Origin of the sequence: Agrococcus phoenicis, from assembly GCF_047302415.1 — a bacterium.
Taxonomy (GTDB): Bacteria; Actinomycetota; Actinomycetes; order Actinomycetales; family Microbacteriaceae; genus Agrococcus.
The window spans coordinates 850066-869189 of record NZ_CP154854.1; the positions used below are offsets into that span (position 1 = coordinate 850066).

16 protein-coding genes are annotated in these 19124 nt (G+C 71.6%); 7 read left to right on the plus strand and 9 right to left on the minus strand.

The genetic code is table 11. From position 1 onward, the window contains the following. Window positions 1-20: 20 nt before the first annotated feature. Together AA0Z99_RS04145 and AA0Z99_RS04150 are read right to left on the minus strand one after the other, a co-directional pair. A complete protein-coding gene (locus tag AA0Z99_RS04145; protein ID WP_413319729.1) occupies window positions 21-311 on the minus strand; it encodes a DUF4287 domain-containing protein in 291 nt (96 codons plus the stop codon). A 105-nt stretch (window positions 312-416) separates the two neighbouring features. After that, a complete protein-coding gene (locus tag AA0Z99_RS04150) occupies window positions 417-1736 on the minus strand; it encodes a hemolysin family protein (RefSeq protein ID WP_413319731.1) in 1320 nt (439 codons plus the stop codon). A gap of 177 nt (window positions 1737-1913) precedes the next feature. On the opposite strand from AA0Z99_RS04150, the gene AA0Z99_RS04155 reads away from it, so the two are divergent. Then, window positions 1914-2093, plus strand: a complete 180-nt coding sequence (locus AA0Z99_RS04155; RefSeq protein WP_413319733.1) for an SPOR domain-containing protein — start codon at window positions 1914-1916, stop codon at window positions 2091-2093. 34 nt (window positions 2094-2127) lie between these two features. Here AA0Z99_RS04155 and AA0Z99_RS04160 read toward each other — a convergent pair whose 3' ends face one another. Together AA0Z99_RS04160 and panB are read right to left on the minus strand one after the other, a co-directional pair. Next, complete coding sequence (locus tag AA0Z99_RS04160; RefSeq protein ID WP_413319735.1) at window positions 2128-2652, minus strand: DUF1697 domain-containing protein; 525 nt, start codon at window positions 2650-2652, stop codon at window positions 2128-2130. A 2-nt stretch (window positions 2653-2654) separates the two neighbouring features. After that, window positions 2655-3530, minus strand: coding sequence for a 3-methyl-2-oxobutanoate hydroxymethyltransferase (gene panB, locus AA0Z99_RS04165; protein ID WP_413320759.1), 876 nt, complete (start codon window positions 3528-3530; stop codon window positions 2655-2657). A gap of 67 nt (window positions 3531-3597) precedes the next feature. Between panB and AA0Z99_RS04170 the strand changes: the two genes are divergently transcribed. From AA0Z99_RS04170 to AA0Z99_RS04180, 3 genes are all read left to right on the plus strand, one after another. Then, window positions 3598-4929, plus strand: a complete 1332-nt coding sequence (locus AA0Z99_RS04170; RefSeq protein WP_413319737.1) for a glutamine synthetase family protein — start codon at window positions 3598-3600, stop codon at window positions 4927-4929. A 3-nt stretch (window positions 4930-4932) separates the two neighbouring features. Then, window positions 4933-7851, plus strand: a complete 2919-nt coding sequence (locus AA0Z99_RS04175) for a bifunctional [glutamine synthetase] adenylyltransferase/[glutamine synthetase]-adenylyl-L-tyrosine phosphorylase (RefSeq protein ID WP_413319739.1) — start codon at window positions 4933-4935, stop codon at window positions 7849-7851. Between the two features lie 72 nt (window positions 7852-7923). After that, window positions 7924-8100, plus strand: coding sequence for a hypothetical protein (locus tag AA0Z99_RS04180; RefSeq protein ID WP_413319741.1), 177 nt, complete (start codon window positions 7924-7926; stop codon window positions 8098-8100). Window positions 8101-8181: 81 nt separating this feature from the next. On the opposite strand, the gene glnA is transcribed toward AA0Z99_RS04180, so the two are convergent. Both glnA and AA0Z99_RS04190 read right to left on the minus strand, forming a co-directional pair. Continuing rightward, a complete protein-coding gene (gene glnA, locus AA0Z99_RS04185) occupies window positions 8182-9606 on the minus strand; it encodes a type I glutamate--ammonia ligase (protein ID WP_413319743.1) in 1425 nt (474 codons plus the stop codon). A gap of 101 nt (window positions 9607-9707) precedes the next feature. Continuing rightward, a complete protein-coding gene (locus tag AA0Z99_RS04190) occupies window positions 9708-10397 on the minus strand; it encodes a DUF4191 domain-containing protein (protein ID WP_413319745.1) in 690 nt (229 codons plus the stop codon). A gap of 93 nt (window positions 10398-10490) precedes the next feature. On the opposite strand from AA0Z99_RS04190, the gene AA0Z99_RS04195 reads away from it, so the two are divergent. Next, a complete protein-coding gene (locus AA0Z99_RS04195) occupies window positions 10491-11900 on the plus strand; it encodes a hypothetical protein (RefSeq protein WP_413319747.1) in 1410 nt (469 codons plus the stop codon). Here AA0Z99_RS04195 and sucB read toward each other — a convergent pair. The 3 genes from sucB to AA0Z99_RS04210 all read right to left on the minus strand — a co-directional run bounded on the left by sucB (window position 11897) and on the right by AA0Z99_RS04210 (window position 16763). Then, a complete protein-coding gene (gene sucB / locus AA0Z99_RS04200; protein ID WP_413319749.1) occupies window positions 11897-13810 on the minus strand; it encodes a 2-oxoglutarate dehydrogenase, E2 component, dihydrolipoamide succinyltransferase in 1914 nt (637 codons plus the stop codon). The two genes, AA0Z99_RS04195 and sucB, sit on opposite strands and share 4 nt — an antisense overlap. Before the next feature lie 24 nt (window positions 13811-13834). After that, window positions 13835-15208 (minus strand): dihydrolipoyl dehydrogenase, encoded by a 1374-nt coding sequence (gene lpdA / locus AA0Z99_RS04205; protein ID WP_413319751.1) that lies wholly within the window; start codon window positions 15206-15208, stop codon window positions 13835-13837. Window positions 15209-15311: 103 nt separating this feature from the next. Continuing rightward, the gene (locus tag AA0Z99_RS04210; RefSeq protein ID WP_413319753.1) at window positions 15312-16763 is read right to left on the minus strand and encodes a leucyl aminopeptidase; all 1452 of its coding nucleotides are present in this window, start codon (window positions 16761-16763) and stop codon (window positions 15312-15314) included. Between the two features lie 45 nt (window positions 16764-16808). Between AA0Z99_RS04210 and AA0Z99_RS04215 the strand changes: the two genes are divergently transcribed. Together AA0Z99_RS04215 and AA0Z99_RS04220 are read left to right on the plus strand one after the other, a co-directional pair. After that, complete coding sequence (locus AA0Z99_RS04215) at window positions 16809-17729, plus strand: PAC2 family protein (RefSeq protein WP_413319755.1); 921 nt, start codon at window positions 16809-16811, stop codon at window positions 17727-17729. Further along, a complete protein-coding gene (locus AA0Z99_RS04220; protein ID WP_413319757.1) occupies window positions 17726-19057 on the plus strand; it encodes an MFS transporter in 1332 nt (443 codons plus the stop codon). The genes AA0Z99_RS04215 and AA0Z99_RS04220 overlap by 4 nt, the downstream gene beginning before the upstream one ends. Window positions 19058-19124: the final 67 nt, after the last annotated feature.

Genomic DNA, 19124 nt, shown 5'->3' on the forward strand with positions numbered 1-19124 from the left:
CGCGGGAAATGGGCGGCTCGCTACGGCGAGGGCCGGGTGGCTTCGCCGTCCAGCCACAGCCTCCCGATGGAGCCGGGCGGCGGCCCGGCGGGCGTCGGGTTCGCCAGGTCGATCGTGTCGAGGTTGCGGATGATCTGCGCGAGCGTCATCGCATGGCCGTGACCGAGCCCGTGCTCGGACTTGAACCATGCGCCGATCTCGCCGGCCTTCGACGACGCGGTCAGCCCGGCGGCCGCGGCGAGGCCGATGAGCGCTCGGGGCGTCGTGCCGGTCTGCTGCTCGATCGACGTGAGGTAGGACTGCGCTGACATGCTGCTCTTCCCTTCGGTGGATCCCTGCACGAGCGATCGTCGGCCACCTGCGCCGCTCACGCCGTCGCTCTCATCCTGCAGCTCCGGGCGCCGAGGCGCACCCCCTCAGGGGCGATCCTCCTCGTGCGCGTGTCCGTCACCGCCGTCGCTCGCCGTCCGCGAGACGAGCAGCTCGGCGATGCGACGGCGGTCGACAGCGGTGACCTGCAGGGTGGCCCCGTCGACGGCGACGGCATCGCCGACGCGAGCGAGGCGACCGAGGCTCTCGATGACGAAGCCGGCGACGGTGTCCGCGTTGCTCGGCGGCAGCCGGATCCCGGTGGCGTCCTCGAAGTCCTGGAAGTTGAGCCGGCCGTCGACGACACCGCCCTCGCCGGAGAGCTCGTTCGGGACGGCATCCGTGTCGTACTCGTCGAAGATCTCGCCGACGACCTCCTCGAGGAGGTCTTCGAGGGTGACGATGCCGTCGGTGCCGCCGTACTCGTCGACGACGACGGCGATGTGGTGTCCCTCCGCGCGCATCGCTCCCAGCGTCGGCAGCACGCGAGCGGTCGCGGGGAAGTAGGGGATGGGGCGCCCGATGTCGCCGAGCGCGGAGGCCGATCCCTGCTGCACGGCGTCGAACAGGTCGCGGATGTGGACGAACGCCGTGATGTCGTCGATGGTGCGGTCGACGAGGGGGTAGCGGGAGTAGGGCTGCTCGCGCACGGTCGCAGCGGCCTCCTGGACCGAGGCCGTGCCGTCGAGGGCAGCGACCTCGGGGCGCGGTCGCATGACCTCGCTGAGCTGCCTGTCGCGGAGCGAGAAGACGTCGTCGAGGATGCGTCGCTCGTCGTCGGGGAAGCTGGCGTGGCTCGACACGATGTCTCGCAGCTCCTCCTCGGTCATCTCCTCGCCCGTCTTGTGGGGGTCGCCGCCCATCAGGCGCACGACGACGTTGGTGGAGACGGAGAGGAGCCAGATGACCGGCTTCATCACGATGGCGAAGCCGTTGAGCACGGGGGCGACGGCGAACGCGAAGGTGGCGTTGCGCTGGATCGCGAGGCGCTTGGGGGCGAGCTCGCCGAGGACGAGCGAGAGGTAGGCGATGAGCAGGGTGAGGACGACGGTCGCGACCGTGCCAGCAGCCTGCTCGCCCAGCCCGACCGCGGTCAGCAGCGGCACGACGAACGGTGAGAGCGACGACGCGCCGAAGGCGGCGGAGGCGAAGCCGGCGACCGTGACGCCGATCTGCACCGCGGAGAGGAAGGTGTTGGGGTTCCGCGCCAGCGCTGCGACCTTGGCGCCGCGCCTGCCGCGTGCGGCGAGCGCGTTGATCTGGCCCTCGCGGAGGGTGACGAGCGCCATCTCCGTGGCTGCGAACACGCCGCCGATCAGGACGAAGACGACGACGAGTGCGATGTTGAGTGCGAGCTCCCCCGTCATCGACGGGTCCTGCTGGACTCGAGGGGCGCGCCCAGGGTCACCTGGGCGCTCGATCTATGGCCGTCGGGCGACGGAGCGCCTGCGTTGTTGTGCATGCACCAACGGTACAGCGCGCGCGCTGTGGGCGGCGGGGAGGCGCAGACCGCCTCGGATGCCGGTCACCTACAATCGGGCCACATGGACGCGACGGAATACTGGTACAACCTCGAGACCGGCGTGGTCGAAGAGGGCAAGGTCTCGCCCGGCTACGACCGCGCCGGGCCGTTCACGACCCGCGAGGAGGCGGCTCGGGCGCCCGAGATCATCGCCGAGCGATCGCGTGCGTGGGCCGCGGAGGACGCCGCAGAGGACGACTGAGGAGCCCCACCGCGCCTCTCGCGCCGGCGCCGCCTCAGGCTGCGGCGAGCACCTTCCGCAGCGTGCGCAGGTTGCGCGTGGTGGTCGCGTCCTTCGCGCCGGAGCCGCGTCCCGCGCGCTCCGACGCCTTCGCGAAGCCGCTGGTCAGGGTCGTGCCCGCAGGGTTCGACCAGTAGAGCACGCCATCGCCCGCGGCGATCGCCTCGTCCTCTGCAGTCTCGACGCCGGCGAGCGATGCCACGATGCCGGGCTCGAGCTCGAAGAGGACGTAGGGCGTGTGCTCGTCGTCCTCCACGTGCGGGTAGGCGGCGACCACCGCGGCCAGTGCCTCGATCGCGATGCCGAGCACCCGGATCCGCCTGCCGTACCGCGCCTGGAGCGCGCGCTCCGCGATGCGCGCGGCATTCGCCGCATCCGGCGCCGTCACGACGGCGTTCCCGCTGGCGAGGACCGTCACGACGTCGCCGAGCCCCGCGTCGCCCAGCAGCGCCCGCAGGTCGGCCGAGCGCACCGTGACGCCGCCGACGTTGACCCCGCGCAGCAGCAGCGCGACGCGCACGGCTACTCGTACTCGTGCTCGGGCGCGGGGTAGGCGCCGCTCGCGACATCCTCGCGGAAGGCGATCGCGGCGGCCTCGAGCGTCGCGCCGAGCTGTGCGTACTGCCGCACGAACTTGGGGATGCGGCCGGTCGTCATGCCCGCCCAATCGCTCCACACCAGCAGCTGGCCGTCGCAGTGCGGGCCGGCACCGACCGAGAGCGTGGGGATGCGGAGGGCCTCGGTCACGGCCTTCGCCGACTCGGAGGGCACCATCTCGAGCACCACCGCGAACGCACCGGCCTCCTGCACGGCGAGCGCGTCGCGCATCAGCTGCTCGGCGCCGGCCTCGCCGCGCCCCTGGATCACGTGCCCGCCGAGCCCGTGCTCGGACTGTGGGGTGTAGCCGACGTGCCCCATCACGGGGATGCCGGCCTCGACCACGCGGCGGATCTGCTCGGCAGTGCGCTCGCCGCCCTCCATCTTCACGGCGTGCGCGCCGGTCTCCTTCATGAAGCGGATGGCGGTGTGCAGCGCCTCGCGCGCGTTGACCTCGTAGGAGCCGAACGGCATGTCGGCGACCACCAGCGCGCGCTTGGCCGCTCGCGCCACGGCGCGCGTGAGGGGGATGAGCTCGTCGACCGTCACGGGCAGCGTCGTGTCGTAGCCGAAGACGGTGTTGCCGGCGGAGTCGCCGACGAGCAGGAAGTCGATGCCCGCGGCGTCGAAGATCTGCGCGGAGAGGTAGTCGTAGCTGGTGAGGCCGACGATCTTGACGCCATCCTGCTTCGCGCGCTCGAAGTGCCGGATCCGCACGCGCTTGGGCCCGCTGCTCGCGCCGCCGTAGGGTGCCGCAGCCTCCTGCGGCTCGCCGGCCGCGACCGGTCCGCTCTCGTTCATCGCCATGTCTCGAGCCTAACCCGGAGCGCGCGCCCACTAGCCTGATGGGAGGCAGAGAGGGGCCGGGATGGACAAGCAGCAGGACTTCGTGCTTCGCACGATCGAGGAGCGCGGCGTCAAGTTCGTGAGGCTGTGGTTCACGGATGTCCTGGGCTCGCTGAAGTCGGTGGCCATCGCCCCGGCGGAGGTCGAGGGCGCGTTCCTGGAGGGCATGGGCATCGACGGCTCGTCGATCGAGGGCCTGTCGCGGTCATCGGAGGCCGACGTCATCGCGAAGGCCGACCCCTCGACCTTCCAGGTGCTGCCGTGGCGGGGTGAGGTCGACCCGACGGCGCGCATGTTCTGCGACATCTACACGCCCGACGGCGAGCCGGCCGCCGCCGACCCGCGACGCGTGCTCAAGCGCACGCTCGCGAAGGCCGCCGACCGCGGCTTCAGCTTCTACACGCACCCGGAGTGCGAGTTCTACCTGCTGAAGTCGGCAGATGTGCTGTACCCGGAGCCCGTCGACCGCGCCGGCTACTTCGACAACGTGCCCGGCGGCACCGCCCACGACTTCCGGCGCGCGAGCGTGCGGATGCTGGAGGACATCGGCATCTCGGTGGAGTTCAGCCACCACGAGGCGGGGCCGGGCCAGAACGAGATCGACCTGCGCTACGCCGACGCCCTCTCGACCGCGGACAACATCATGACGTTCCGCACGATCGTGAAGGAGGTCGCGATCTCCGAGGGGGTCTTCGCGACCTTCATGCCGAAGCCCTTCGAGGGCCACCCCGGCAGCGGCATGCACACGCACATGTCGCTGTTCGAGGGGGAGCGGAACGCCTTCCACGACCCGAGCGGCAAGTACCAGCTCTCGAAGGTGGGTCGCCACTTCGTCGCGGGTCTGCTGCGCCACGCACCGGAGTTCACGGCCGTGACGAACCAGTTCGTCAACTCCTACAAGCGGCTCTGGGCCGGCGACGAGGCACCGAGCTTCGTCAGCTGGGGCCACAACAACCGCTCGGCGCTCGTGCGCGTGCCCCTCTCGAAGCCCAACAAGGCGCAGTCGGCCCGCGTCGAGTACCGCGGGCTCGACTCCGCGGCGAACCCCTACCTCGCCTTCTCGGTGCTGCTCGCCGCAGGGCTGAAGGGCATCGAGGAGGGCTACGAGCTGCCGGACGAGGCGATCGAGGACATCTGGCAGCTCTCCGACAAGGAGCGCAAGGCGCTCGGCTACACGCCGCTGCCGACCAGCCTGGACGCCGCGATCCGCGCCATGGAGGAGTCGGAGCTCGTGGCCGAGACCCTCGGCGAGCAGGTCTTCTCCTACTTCCTGCGCAACAAGCGCGAGGACTGGCGCCGCTACCGCGACCAGGTGACGCGCGTGGAGCTCGAGTCGAACCTCCTCTCGCTCTAGGCCATGCGCATCCCCTCGCCGCGCACGCGGCTCGCCCGGCTGGGGTATCGCGAGCCCGACCGGGCGGAGATGCTGCTGCAGGAGCTGCCGGAGGAGCTGCACGGCGCTGTCGAGGAGTGCGCCCAGACCGCTGACCCTGATGCGGCGCTGCAGATGCTCGTGCGCTTCGTCCGCGCGGAGGTCGACCTGTCGGGAGCGGTGGGCGATGACGCGGGCCGCGCGTCGTTGCTGCGCGTGCTGGGGGGCTCGCTCGGCACGGCCGAGCACCTCGAGCGTCACGCCGAGGACCTCGACGTCGTGCTGCGCCCGCAGCCGCCGCGGGATGCGTCGGAGTATCGCAGCAGCCTGCTCGATGCGGTCGCGATCGACGGCGGCGCGTCGACGCTGCCCCAGGAGCAGGCCGTCGCGGCGCTGCGGTGCCGCTACCGCCGGCACCTGGCCGAGCTGGTCGCGTGGGATCTCGCGCTCGAAGATCCGAAGGAGCGCGTGCACGAGGTCTCCGCCGCGCTCGCCGACCTCGCCTCGGCAGCCCTCGACGCCGGGCTCGCCATCGCCCGCGCCGTCGCGCGCGACCGCTTCGGGGACGAGGCCGATCTCGTGCGGCTCGCGGTCATCGGCATGGGCAAGACGGGCGCGCGAGAGCTGAACTACGTCAGCGACGTCGACGTGATTTGGGTGCACGCCGTCGCCGATGACGCTGCGCTGGACGACGCTCGCGCGACGCAGATCGCGACGCTCCTGGCGCGCGAGACCACCGCCGCGTGCGCCGCCTTCCAGAAGGCGCCTCCGCTGTGGGAGGTCGATGCGAACCTGCGGCCGGAGGGCAAGGACGGCGCGCTGACGCGCACGCTCGCCTCGCACGTGGCCTACTACGATCGCTGGGCGAAGTCGTGGGAGTTCCAGGCGCTGCTGAAGGCGCGCCCGATCGCCGGCGACGCGCAGCTCGGCGCCGACTACGACGCCGCGGTGCGCGCGAAGGTGTGGGAGTCGTCGAGCCGGGACGGCTTCGTCGAGTCCGTGCAGCGGATGCGCGAGCGCGTGACGGAGCACATCCCCGCCGACGAGGTCGATCGGCAGCTGAAGCTCGGCCCCGGGGGCCTGCGCGACATCGAGTTCACCGTGCAGCTCCTCCAGCTCGTGCACGGCGCCGACGACGAGTCGCTGGGCCAGCGCGGCACGCTCGAGGCGCTCGACGCGCTCGCCGCCCGCGGCATCGTCGGGCGCGCCGATCGCGACGAGTTCGGCGACCACTACCGGTTCCTGCGCACGCTCGAGCACCGCATCCAGTTCTGGCGCATGCGGCGCACCCACCTGATGCCCGCCGACCCCGAGGGCCTGCGGCGCCTCGCGCGCACCGCGCGGGTCGAGAGCGCCGATGCGCTTGCCGCGCAGTGGCAGGCGGCGCGGCGCGCCGTGCGGACGCTGCACGAGCGCATCTTCTACCGGCCGCTGCTCGGCGCCGTCGCCTCGCTCGACCGCGACGACGTGCACCTGACGCCCGAGGCGGCGCAGCGACGCCTGCGGGCATCCGGCTACGTCGATCCGAAAGGGGCGCTCGCGCACATCGGCGAGCTCACCGGCGGGGTCTCCCGGCGTGCGCAGATCCAGCGGCTGCTGCTGCCGGTGCTGCTCGGATGGTTCGCCGAGGGGGCCGATCCCGACATGGGGCTGCTGGCGTTCCGCAGGCTCAGCGAGGCCCTGGGCGACAGCCCGTGGTTCCTGCGCATGCTGCGCGACTCGCCGGTCGCCGCTCGACGGCTCACGAACCTGCTGTCATCGTCGCGGCTGATCGGCTCGCTCATGGAGCGCCTGCCTGAGGCCGCGTCGTGGCTCGACAGCGATGAGCAGCTGCGGCCCAGGGGCGAGGAGGTGCTGCGCGAGGAGACCGCGGCCATCCTGCGTCGGCACGAGGGCGATGCGGATGCCGTGCGACGGGCGCTGCGCGGGGTGCGGCGCCGCGAGCACCTGCGCGTCGCGATCGCCAGCGCGCTCCAGCGGGTCGACGAGGCAGGTGTCGGGGCAGCGCTCACGGCGATCGCCGCGGCGATCGTCGACGCTGCGGTCACGCTCCACACGCCGGAGGGCCTGCGGTTCGCGATCATCACGATGGGGCGCACCGGTGGCCGCGAGATCGGCTTCGGCAGCGACATCGACGTCATGCACGTCGCGCGGGGCGATGACGATCCCGTGGCAGCCGCCACCGCGCTCGTCCGCAAGGTGCAGGAGACGCTCGCGGATCCCTCGCTGCCGTTCGAGCTGGATGCCGGGCTGCGGCCCGAGGGTCGCCAGGGCCCGCTCGTGCGCACCGTCGACAGCTACCGCGCCTACTACGACCGCTGGTCGGAGCCGTGGGAGGCGCAGGCGCTGCTGCGGGCACGGCCCTTCGCGGGGGATGCGGAGCTCGCCGCCGAGCTGATGGCCATCATCGACGAGCGGCGCTACCCGGCCGTGTTCCCGTCGTCGTCGGTGCGGGAGGTGCGTCGCATCAAGGCGCGCGTGGAGACGGAGCGCCTGCCCCAGGCCGCGGACCGCAGGCGCCACCTGAAGCTCGGCGACGGGGCGCTCAGCGACGTCGAGTGGCTCGTGCAGCTGATGCAGCTGCGCCATGCGGGCAGCGAGCCGAGCCTGCGCACGCCGTCGACGCTCGAGGCGCTCAGCGCTGCGGCGAGGCTCGACCTGGTCGCGGAGCGGGACGCGCAGGTGCTGCGCGACGCGTGGCTGCTGGCCACGCGCATCCGCAACGCCCTGGCGCTCGCGCGCGCCCGCTCGATCGACCTGCTGCCGGAGGATCGCGGCGAGCTCGAAGCGGTCGCGCGGCTCGTCGGCCTGCCGTCGGGCTCGGCAGCGGCGCTCGAGGAGCAGTACCTGGCGACCACCAGGCGCGCCCGCCGGGTCTTCGACCGCGTCTTCTACGACGGCTGAAGACCGTCGCTGCGGCGGCGACCGCCGCGCGGGTCGAGGGAGCCGGCGCAGCCGCGCTGCGAGGATGCCTGCATGACCACGCACATCCTTCTCGCTGACGCGAAGGTGCCGGGCGAGAGCGCGCTGCACTTCGCACTCGCGGACGCAGCGCCGGGGAGCATCGCCACGACGGTGACGCACGCCGGCGCCATCGTGGCGATCGACCTCGACGCCGACGGCAGGGTGCTGGGCATCACGATCGACTGGTGAGCCCGGTGCCGAAGAGGAGCGGGGCCGGATCCCCCCAAGAGATCCGGCCCCGCCGTGTGTGTGCGTCAGACGCAGCTCGTGTCACACCCCGTAGTAGAGCTCGAACTCGTACGGGTGCGGGCGCAGCGCCATCGGCAGGATCTCGGTGTCGCGCTTGAACGAGATCCACGTGTCGATGAGGTCCTTGGTGAAGACGTTGCCCTCCAGCAGGAACTCGTGGTCGTTCTCCAGGGCGACGAGCGCCTCCTCGAGCGTGCCGGGCACCTGCGGGATGTTCTTCGCCTCCTCGGGCGGCAGCTCGTACAGGTCCTTGTCGACCGGCTCGTGGGGCTCGATGCGGTTCTTGATGCCGTCGAGGCCCGCCATCATCTGCGCGGCGAAGGCGAGGTACGGGTTCGAGGCGCCGTCGGGCGCGCGGAACTCGATGCGCTTCGCCTTCGGGTTCGAGCCGGTGATCGGGATGCGCACGGCAGCCGAGCGGTTGCCCGCCGAGTAGACCAGGTTGACCGGGGCCTCGAAGCCCTTCACGAGGCGCCGGTACGAGTTGATCGACGGGTTCGTGAACGCGAGCACCGCAGGCGCGTGCGCGAGCAGGCCGCCGATGTACCAGCGAGCGGTGTCGGAGAGGTTGCCGTATCCGTTCTCGTCGAAGAACAGGGGCGTGCCGTCGAGCCACAGCGACTGGTGCGTGTGCATGCCCGAGCCGTTGTCGCCGAACAGCGGCTTCGGCATGAACGTCGCCGTCTTGCCCCACTGCTCCGCGGTGTTCTTGACGATGTACTTGAAGGCGAGGATCTCATCCGCTGCCTTCACCATCGTGTTGAAGCGGTAGTTGATCTCGGCCTGGCCGCCGGTGCCGACCTCGTGGTGGCTGCGCTCGACCTGCAGGCCGATCGCCTCGAGCTTCAGGACGATGTCGTCGCGCAGGTCGGCCTGCTTGTCCACGGGCGAGACGGGGAAGTAGCCGCCCTTGTAGGGCGTCTTGTTGCCCAGGTTGCCGCCCTCCTCGACGCGACCCGAGTTCCAGGCGCCCTCCTCGGAGTCGACGGCGTAGAACGACTGGTTCGACTTCGTCTCGTAGCGCACGTCGTCGAAGACGTAGAACTCTGCCTCGGGGGCGAAGAACGCGGTGTCGGCGATGCCGGTGGAGGCGAGGTACTGCTCGGCCTTGTGCGCCACCTGGCGCGGGTCGCGGTGGTAGATCTCGCCCGTGCGCGGGTTGTAGATGTCGAAGATCATCACGAGCGTCTTCGCGTCGCGGAAGGGATCCAGGTACGCGGTCGTGACGTCGGGGATCAGCTGCATGTCCGACTCGTGGATGCTGGCGAAGCCGCGGATCGACGAGCCGTCGAAGAGCTGGCCGACGCTGAAGAACTCCTCATCCACCGTCGAGGCGGGGATGTTGAAGTGCTGCTGCACACCGGGGAGGTCGGTGAAGCGGATGTCGAGGAACTGCACCCCCTCGTCCTTGATGAAGGCGAGGACCTCGGAGGAATCCTTGAACATGCTGCTCCTTGACGTGCGTTGGGGGTGGGCGGATGCCGTGACCTCGACGCTACGCGGGAGCGGTTGCCCCGCCGTGACGCCGATGTTTCAGCGGTGTTACGTCAGCGCGGGCGGCCGGGTCGCACGCGGCGGGGGTCGATGCCCTTCGGGATCGGCAGGCTCGTCTGCCCGAGCGACGTGAGGCGGTTGGCGACGGCCATGACCTCCGCGCGCGAGAGCGTCTTCTTGAGGCGGCGCATCGACTTCGTGAGCTTGCGCAGCTCCAGCGAGGACTGCGGGCCGATCTCGAGCACGTGGATCGGCACGTTCGGCACGATCCGCTTCACCTTGCGCTGCTCCTCGCTGAGGATGCGCGCGACGCGGTCCTTCGGCCCCTCGGCGATGAGGACGACGCCCGGCTTGCCGACGGCGCGGTAGACCGCGTCCTGCGTCTTCGGGTTGACGCCCGTGGGCATCTCGCTGGTGTTCCAGTTGCCGCGCAGGCCGTTCTTCAGCACGGCGCCGACGGCGCCGGGGCGGCCCTCGATCTGCGCGAAGGCGATCTTCTCGGCGCGCCAGGTGAGGGTCATCATCATCAGCATCAGGCCGATGAGGACGCCCGAGATGATCCACAGGACGAGGAACAGCGTGTCCTGGCGGAAGACGATCGCGAGCGTCGTGATCACGGCGATCGGCCCGAGGAAGGCGAGCGCCATGAGCGGCAGCGCCTTCTTGTCGTTCTCGTGGGTCATCTTGTAGATGGACCACATCGTCTTGAGCCTGCCGGGCTCCTTCTCGCTGTCGCGTGCCATGCCATCAGGATACCGGGGCGCGGTGGCGACGCTCTCCACAGCCGACCCGCCCGTGCGCGCCCCGGCGGCGAGGCCGGTGGCATGGTCGGCCTCGTGAGTGACGAGGGAGCGCAGATCGCCGGCCATCCGCTCGTGCGAGCGCTCCGACGCGATGCCGAGCGGGAGGTCTGGGTGGCAGCGGACGGGCCGGCGGGCGACGCCGACGGCGTGGAGCTGCATCGCAGCCTCGCGGGCGCCGAGTCGGTCATCGCCAGGGAGGCCGAGGCGCTGCTGGCGGCCGGCCACCCCCACCTGGTGCCGATCCTCGACCTCGCGACGGACGGCGGCGCGGTGCTGGTGCGACCGCTGCTGCCGCTGAGCCTGGCCGACTGGCTCGTGCAGCGCCAGGCGCCCTCGCCGGGCGAGGCGGTGACCGCGCTCGCGCCGATCGCTGCCGCCTTGGGCGCGCTGCACGCGGTCGGGGCACGCGCGGGCGGTTGCACCGCCGGCGCGGTGCGACTCGACGGGGACGGCGCACCGCTGCTGCTCGGCGAGGGCGCGCAGATCGAGACGGCGCGCCCGACGCAGGCGTGGCTCGAGTCGAGCGAGGGTGTGGGTGCCGACGTCGACGGCTGGCGACGGCTGCTCACCGCGGTGCTCGACGCGTGCGGCCGCTCGGTGCCCGAGCGCGTCGACGCTGCGCTGGCCGCGCGCGACATGACAGGAGCCGGTGCGGCGCTGCTGGCTGAGTGGCCCGCGCTGCCGCTGGCGCTCCCGCCGCTGCCGACCGGGACAGCCGATGCGCCGGCGGATGCGCGGCACGCGTGGTCGAGGCAGGCGGGCTCCAGGCAGGCGCTCCGCGCGCGCGACCGCGGGCGCCCGAGCGTGGTCGACGCCCTGCTCGCGCGCGTCGCGCTCCTCGCGGAGGCGGTCGTGGAGCGCGGCGGCCGAGCCGCTCCTCGGATCGTGCAGGCGGTGGGGGCGGTGCGGCCGAGGTTCTGGGGCGTGGCGGCGGTGGGCGCAGCGGCGCTGATCGTGGCTGCGGTGGCGCTGTGGCCCCAGGGGGAAGGCGCCTCTCGCTCGACCGCCGCGGCGCCGCTCGTGCCGGCGACGAGCGGCCCCGCACCGGTGCCCGCGGCGGAGCCGACCGCGCTCGCCGACGCAGACGGGGTGGGCGCCGGAGGCTCGGCGTCAGACCGCCCGACGTCGGACGACGCTGCATCCGACGGCGGGGTCGTCGAGAGCCCGGAGCAGGCGGTCGCTGCGGTCGCCGCGCTGCTCGTCGAGCGCGAGGCGTGCATCGCTGCGGGCGATGCGGCCTGCCTCGCCGTGCTGCACGAGCCGAGCAGCCCCCAGCTCACGGCTGCGGAGCCGTGGCGCATGCCCGACGACGGCACGCTCGTGCTGGTGCAGCGCCTCGGCGATGCATGGCTGCTGCGCGTGGACTCCGAACGCGAACCGGCCTCGGTGCTCGCGATGAGCACCGAGGCCGGGTGGACGCTGCGAGACGCCTGGGTCGACTAGACCTCGAACTGCCCCGACTCGAGGCGCGCCTTGACCTGCCCCAGGTAGCGGGCCGCGTCTGCGCCGTCGATGATGCGGTGGTCGTACGAGAGCGCGAGGTACACCATCGAGCGGATGCTGATCGAGTCCTGCCCGTCGACGGTCACCACGACCGGGCGCTTCACCACGGTGCCGACACCGAGGATCGCGCGCTGCGGCTGGAACACGACGGGCGTGTCGAACAGCGCGCCGCGGGAGCCGGTGTTGGTCAGCGTGAAGGTGCCGCCCGCGAGCTCGTCGGGCTTCAGCTGGTTGTCGCGCGTGCGCTGGGCCAGGTCTGCGATCTCGGCCGTGAGCTCCTTGATGCTCTTGGCGCTCGCGTCGCGGATCACCGGGGTCAGCAGGCCACGCTCCGTGTCGACCGCCATCGCGAGGTTCTCGGTCTCGGGGTAGGTGATCGTCTCGCCGTCGTCCGTCGAGTTGATGAGCGGGTGCGCCTGCAGCGCCTGCACGGCTGCCTGCGTGAAGAACGGCAGGAAGGTGAGCTTGGTGCCGGTCTCCTCCTGGAACGCGGTCTTCCTCGCCTCGCGCAGCTGCGCGACCTTCGTCACGTCGACCTCGACGACGGTCGTGAGCTGGGCGAGCGTCTGCATCGACTCGACCGCGCGCTTCGCCACGACCTTGCGCAGGCGCGACATCGGAGCGGTCGTGCCGCGGAGCTCCGACACCTCGATCTCGGCGGGCGCCGTGGCTGCGGGAGCGGCCGACGCCTGTGCGGGCGTTGCCTCAGCAGCAGCCAGCACGTCCTCCTTGCGGATGCGGCCCCCGACGCCGGTGCCCGAGAGCGAGCCGAGGTCGACGCCCTTCTCGTGCGCGAGCTTGCGCACGATGGGCGTCACGTAGGCAGCGGCCGCGCCGCCCGACGGTGCAGCCGGGGCTGCGGGCGCGGCCGGCGCCTTGGGTGCCTCCGCCTTGGGCTCTGGGGCCTTGGGCGCCTCGGCCTTGGACGCCGGAGCCTTCGGCTGCTTGGCCTTCGCCTGCTCGGCCTTCGGCTGCTCGGCCTTGGGCGCCTCGGCCTCCGGCGCCTTCGCGGGCGCGGGCTGCTCGGTCGAGGGCGCTGCGGGCTCAGGCTGCTCGGCGGGAGCGGCGTCCTGCGCCTGCGCCGATCCCTCGTCGCTCGTGGCGGGCTCGTCGGTCGTCGACTCGTCGGCCGCCGGCGCCTCGTCCTTCGATGGGGCGGCTGCAGAGCCCGAACCGCCCACGCGAGCGATCACGGCGCCGACCTCCACCGTGTCGTCCTCCTGCACCAGGATCTCCGAGAGCGTGCCGGCGATGGGGGAGGGCACCTCGGTGTCGACCTTGTCGGTGGAGATCTCGACGATGGGCTCGTCGACGGCGATCTCGTCGCCGACGGCCTTCAGCCAGCGCGTGATGGTGCCCTCGGTGACGCTCTCGCCGAGCTCGGGGAGCGTGATGTCCTGTCCGCCCTCCGTGGAGCCCTCCGTGGGCTTCGCGTCCGCGGCGGGCTGCTGCTCCTCGGCGGGCTGCTCGTCGGCCTCGCGCGACGGCGACTCCTGCGCCTCGGCTGCCGACTCCTCGTCGGCCTCCTGCGCCGGCTCGGCGTCGGTGGTGTCGGTCGCTGTCTCGGTCGCCGTCTCGTCGGCTGCCGCAGGCGCGTCCTCGGCCGGCGCGTCGCCCGCATCGCCCACGCGTGCGATGACCGCGCCGACCTCGACCGTGTCGTCCTCGCCCACCAGCAGCTCGGTGAGCGTGCCGGCGATGGGGGAGGGCACCTCGGTGTCGACCTTGTCGGTGGAGATCTCGACGATGGGCTCGTCGACGGCGATCTCGTCGCCGACGGCCTTCAGCCAGCGCGTGATCGTGCCCTCGGTGACGCTCTCGCCGAGCTCGGGGAGCTTGATGTCAGTCATGGTTCTGTCTCCTGTGGCGTTCGATCAGATGGCGTGCAGCGGGGTGCCGGCGAGCTTCATCATCGTCTCGCCGAGGGCCTCGTGCTGGGTCGGGTGCGCGTGGAGGAGCTGCGACACATCCTCGGGGTACGCCTCCCAGTTGACGATCAGCTGCGCCTCGCCGACCAGCTCGCTGACGCGGCGGCCGATCATGTGCACGCCGACGACGGGCCCGTCCTTGAGGCGCACCGCCTTGACGGAGCCGGTCGTGCCCACGATCTCGCTCTTCGCGTTGCCGCCGAGGGAGTACTCATAGCTCTCGACCGCGTCGTCGCCGAACTGCGCCTTCGCCTTCGCCTCGGTGTAGCCGACGGAGGCGATCTCGGGGTCGGAGTAGGTGACCTTCGGGATGTTGATGTCCTCGACCATGCGCGGCTCGAGGCCGCCGATCTCCTCGGCGACGAAGATGCCGTGCTGGTAGCCGCGGTGCGCGAGCTGCAGGCCGGGCACGATGTCGCCGACGGCGTAGACACCCTTGACGCTGGTCTCGAGGCGGTCGTTCACCGTCACGAACCCGCGGTCCATCTCGATGCCGACCTCCTCGTAGCCGAGGTCCTGCGTGACGGGTCCGCGACCGACGGCGACCAGGAGCAGGTCTGCATCCACCGTCTCGCCGCTCTCGAGGGCGACGTGCACGCCCGAGTCGTCCTGCGTGACGCCCGAGAAGCGCGAGCCCAGCTTGAACTGGATGCCGCGCTTCTTGTACGCGCGCTCGAACTGCTTCGAGACGGACTCCTCCTCGTTGGCGACCAGGTGGGGGAGCCCCTCGATGATCGTGACCTCGGCGCCGAAGGCGCGCCAGACGCTCGCGAACTCGACGCCGATGACGCCGCCGCCGAGGATCGCGACGCGCTGCGGGATCCAGTCGAGGCGGAGCGCCTGCTCGCTCGTGATCACGTTGCCGGTGATCTCGAGGCCGGGGAGCGTGCGCGAGTAGGAGCCGGTGGCGAGCACGATGCTCTTGCCGGTCAGGGTCTGCTCGCCCACCTGCACCGTCGTGGGCGAGGTGAGCTTGCCCTCGCCGGCGACGACCTCGATGCCCTTGGCGCTGATGAGGCCCTGGAGCCCCTTGAACTTCTTCGAGACGATGCCCTCGCGGAACGCGGTGACGCGCTCGATGTCGATGCCCTTGAGCTCGGCGTCGACGCCCGCGTGACCGGCGGCTCGCACCTCGTCGGCGACCTCGGCCGAGTGCAGCATCGCCTTGGTGGGGACGCAGCCCTTGTGCAGGCACGTGCCGCCGAGCTTGTCCTTCTCGACGATGGCGACGGTCTTGCCGAGCTGCACGGCGCGCAACGCAACGGCGTAGCCCGCGCTGCCTCCGCCCAGGACGACGATGTCAAAGCTCTGATCGGACACGCACTTGCTCCTTATGAGTCTTCGTTGCCGCGCCGGTGGACGCAGCGGTGCACGGCAGTTCCTGCCTGTGCCAGCCTAGCCGGATCGGCTGGGCGAATCCGGGTCACTCGGCCGACCGCGACATCTTCGACAGCGTGCGCAGCAGGCCGCGGACGACGACGCCCGTGGAGCCCGAGGGCGTGAAGCCGAACGGCGACCCGAGGTTGGTCGACGGGCCTGCGATGTCGATGTGCGCCCAGGGGATGGGTGCGCCGTCGCGCTCTCCGACGAACTCGCGCAGGAACGCGGCAGCCAGCAGCATGCCGCCGGCCCGGTTGCCGACCTTCGCGTTCATCATGTCGGCCACGCTCGAGTCGAGCATGCCCCGCATCTCATCGGGGATCGGCATCGGCCACACCTGCTCGCCGACCTCGCGCGACGCGGCGAGGACTGCCTCGACGAAGGCCTCGTCGTTGCCCATCACGCCGCTCACGCGATCCCCGAGCGCGATGACCTGCGCTCCCGTGAGCGTCGCCACGTCGATGATCGCGTCGGGCTGCGCCTCGCTCGCGAGCACCAGGCCGTCCGCCATCACCAGGCGGCCCTCCGCGTCCGTGTTGGTCACCTCCACCGTGGTGCCGCCCCGGAGGGTGATGACGTCGTCAGGGCGCGTGGAGGTGGAGGAGACGAGGTTCTCGGCCAGGCAGAGGTGGGCGGTGATGCGGATGGGGAGCTGGAGCGCCGCGGCGGCGGCCGTCACGGCGTAGACGGTCGCCGCTCCCGTCATGTCGTACTTCATGTGCTGCATCGAAGCGGCAGGCTTCAGCGAGAGGCCGCCCGAGTCGAAGGTGATGCCCTTGCCGACGAGCACGACGTGGCGCGTGGCGTTCTCGGGGGCGTGCTCGACCGTCACCAGTCGCGGCGGGCGGCTGGAGCCCTGCCCCACGGCGACGATGCCGCCGAAGCCCTCGCGACGGAGGCGATCCTCATCGCGGACCACGACGCTCAGGCCCGTCTCTGCCGCCTCGGCGACGACGCGGTCCGCGAAGTCGACGGGGCTGAGCAGGTTGGGGGGCGTGTTCGAGAGGTCGCGGGTGCGCCAGACCGCCTGCGCGGCGATGCCTGCGCCCTGCACGGCGTACGCGGTGCACTCGGCGTCGCCGGCGACCACGGCGATCTCGCGCACCTGCGCCGCGTCGTCCCCCGGCGGGCGACCCGCGTACCGGTAGGCGCCGAGCGCGGCACCCTCGAGCACGGCCTGCACGTCGTCGCCGTCGCTGACGGGCAGCGAGATGGCGACCGAGGTGATCCCGCGCAGCGCGCGGATCGCCGCACCGGCAGCCTCGCGCAGTCGGTCGCGGCTGACGGTGTCGCCCAGGCCCACGAAGGCGATCCTGCGGCCGTCGACGACCGCCCGGGTGACCTGCTCGCGCTTGCCGGTGATGCCGAGCGCGGCGAGCAGCTCGGGGTCGAAGCCGCCGGCGGAGGGAGCCTCGCCGGCGAGCACGCCGTGCACGGTCAGCTCGGCGGTGGAGTCCTCGGGGCTGGCGATGATGGAGAGTGCGGGGAAGAGCATGGGTCACGAGGATACCCGCGTCGCTCGGCTCAGTAGGCTGGAGTCGTGTTCGATCCCCACGAGCTGACGCTGCCCCTCGAAGCCCTGGAGACGGTGCCGCGCGGCCTCGACCTGGTGATCGCCATCCACGGTTTCGTCGACGCGGGTGCTGCTGCGGAGTCGGCGGCCGCCGCGATCCTCGACACGCTGCCCTATCGCGCCATCGTCGAGTTCGACACCGACCTGCTGATCGACCACCGATCGCGACGGCCGCGGATCCTGTTCAACGAGGATCGCATCGACGAGTACCTGCCGCACTCGCTCACGCTGCTGCAGGTCGAGGACGACGCGGGCGCGCCGTTCCTGCTCCTGACGGGGCCGGAGCCGGACTGGATGTGGGAGCGGTTCACGGATGCCCTGCTCGAGCTGCACGAGCAGCTCGAGGTCGCCACGACCACCATCATGACCTCCATCGGCATGCCCGTGCCCCACACGCGCCCGCTCGTCTCGACCGTGTCGGGCAACCGGGCCGAGCTCATCGAGCAGTACTCGGCCTGGCGCCCCGTCTCCTCGGTCCCGGCCTCGGTGATCCACCGCATCGAGCACCGGCTGCAGGACGTCGCGCCGGTCACCACCTTCACCGTGCTCGTGCCCCACTACGTCGGCGAGTCGGGCTCGGCGGGCCCGGCGCTCGCGGCCCTCGAGGGCGTGACGAGCGCGACCTCGCTCGCGTTCCGCACCGAGGAGCTCCGCCAGGCCGATCGCGAGTTCCAGCAGCTCGTCGCGCAGCAGATGGAGACGAATGAAGAGCTCCAGCGCATCGTGCACACGCTGGAGGCGCGCTACGACGCGTTCATGGCGCAGTCGTCGGTGCGCTCGCCGCTCACCGATGAGGACGGCACGCTGCCGAGCGCCGACGAGATCGCCGAGGAGCTCGAGCGCTACCTGCAGCAGCGCGGTCGTCCGGGGGCGGATCCGCTGGCATGAACAGCGCCAGATCCTGGGTCGTCTGGGGCATCGGCGCCATCGCCTACATCGTCGCCGTCCTGCACCGCTCCTCGCTGGGCGTGGCAGGGCCGGCTGCCGCCGAGCGCTTCGAGGTGCAGGCGACCCTCCTGTCGACGCTCGGCGCCGTGCAGGTGGGCGTCTACGCGGCGATGCAGATCCCGGTGGGCGTGCTGCTGGATCGGTTCGGCCCCCGCATGCTCATCGCCTCCGGCGCCGCCGTCATGGTCACCGGCCAGGCGATGGTCGCGCTCGCCGACGACCTGCCGCTGGCCGTCGCCGGTCGAGTGCTGCTCGGCATCGGCGACGCGGCGACCTTCATCTCGGTGATCCGCCTGCAGGCGGGGTGGTTCTCGGGGCCGATCCTCGCGCAGATGTCGCAGTGGACGGCGGTGTGCGGGCAGCTGGGCCAGCTGCTCTCGACCGTGCCCTTCGTCTGGCTGCTCGCGCAGGTCGGATGGACGCTCTCGTTCGGCACGCTCGCCGCCGTGGGACTCGTGGTGCTCGTGCTCGTGCTGCTGCTCGTGTTCGACTCGCCGCCCGGCGGCACGCCGCCCACCGGCACGATCGACCTGCCGGAGGGGTGGTGGCCGCGGCTGCAGACCGCGTTCCGGCAGCCGGGCACGCGGCTGGGCTTCTGGACCCACTTCTCGCTGCTGTCCACCACCAACGTCTTCCTCCTCATGTGGGGCTACCCGATGCTCGTCAGCGGACTCGAGATCCCCGCCGCCCAGGCAGCCGGCATCATGTCGATCGTCGTCGTCACCGGGATGGTGGTCGGGCCGCTGCTGGGGATCACGACCGCGCGGTTCCCGCTCCGGCGCTCGACGCTCGTGCTGTGCATCGTCGGCGTGGTGATCGCCGCGTGGAGCGTCGTGCTGCTGTGGCCCGGGCTCCCGCCCACGTGGCTCGTCATCGCGCTGGTCGTGGTGCTCGGCATCGCGGGCCCCGGCTCGACGATCGGCTTCGACTTCGCCCGCACCTCCAACCCGCTGCGCCTGCTCGGCTCCGCGAACGGCATCGTCAACGTCGGCGGCTTCATCGCCGCCTTCGCGATCATCCCCGTCGTCGGCATCGTGCTCGACGTCGTGCACGGGGTGCGGCTGCGGGCGGGTGAGGCGGTCGGCCTCTACGACTGGGACGGGTTCCGCATCGCGTTCGCCTTCCAGCTCGTGATCCTGCTGCTCGGCTTCGCGATGGTGGTGCGGATGCGTCGCATCACCAGATCGAGGCTTCGCGAGGAGGAGGGCATCGAGGTCGCGCCGCTGTGGCAGGCCATCGCGAATCGGATGCGTCGACGCGGCGACTGAGCAGGCTGCGGCAGCGCGCTCGGTGCCGTTCCTGGAGGTCGGGGGAATGCCTATGCCACATCCAGCG

What these genes read in the sequence shown, in the direction of transcription:
- AA0Z99_RS04145 (WP_413319729.1), bottom strand. Translation starts at nt 311, where the DNA reads ATGTCAGCGCAGTCCTACCTCACGTCGATCGAGCAGCAGACCGGCACG.
- AA0Z99_RS04150 (WP_413319731.1), bottom strand. Translation starts at nt 1,736, where the DNA reads ATGACGGGGGAGCTCGCACTCAACATCGCACTCGTCGTCGTCTTCGTC.
- AA0Z99_RS04155 (WP_413319733.1), top strand. Translation starts at nt 1,914, where the DNA reads ATGGACGCGACGGAATACTGGTACAACCTCGAGACCGGCGTGGTCGAA.
- panB (WP_413320759.1), bottom strand. Translation starts at nt 3,530, where the DNA reads ATGAACGAGAGCGGACCGGTCGCGGCCGGCGAGCCGCAGGAGGCTGCG.
- AA0Z99_RS04170 (WP_413319737.1), top strand. Translation starts at nt 3,598, where the DNA reads ATGGACAAGCAGCAGGACTTCGTGCTTCGCACGATCGAGGAGCGCGGC.
- AA0Z99_RS04175 (WP_413319739.1), top strand. Translation starts at nt 4,933, where the DNA reads ATGCGCATCCCCTCGCCGCGCACGCGGCTCGCCCGGCTGGGGTATCGC.
- AA0Z99_RS04180 (WP_413319741.1), top strand. Translation starts at nt 7,924, where the DNA reads ATGACCACGCACATCCTTCTCGCTGACGCGAAGGTGCCGGGCGAGAGC.
- glnA (WP_413319743.1), bottom strand. Translation starts at nt 9,606, where the DNA reads ATGTTCAAGGATTCCTCCGAGGTCCTCGCCTTCATCAAGGACGAGGGG.
- AA0Z99_RS04190 (WP_413319745.1), bottom strand. Translation starts at nt 10,397, where the DNA reads ATGGCACGCGACAGCGAGAAGGAGCCCGGCAGGCTCAAGACGATGTGG.
- sucB (WP_413319749.1), bottom strand. Translation starts at nt 13,810, where the DNA reads ATGACTGACATCAAGCTCCCCGAGCTCGGCGAGAGCGTCACCGAGGGC.
- AA0Z99_RS04210 (WP_413319753.1), bottom strand. Translation starts at nt 16,763, where the DNA reads ATGCTCTTCCCCGCACTCTCCATCATCGCCAGCCCCGAGGACTCCACC.
- AA0Z99_RS04220 (WP_413319757.1), top strand. Translation starts at nt 17,726, where the DNA reads ATGAACAGCGCCAGATCCTGGGTCGTCTGGGGCATCGGCGCCATCGCC.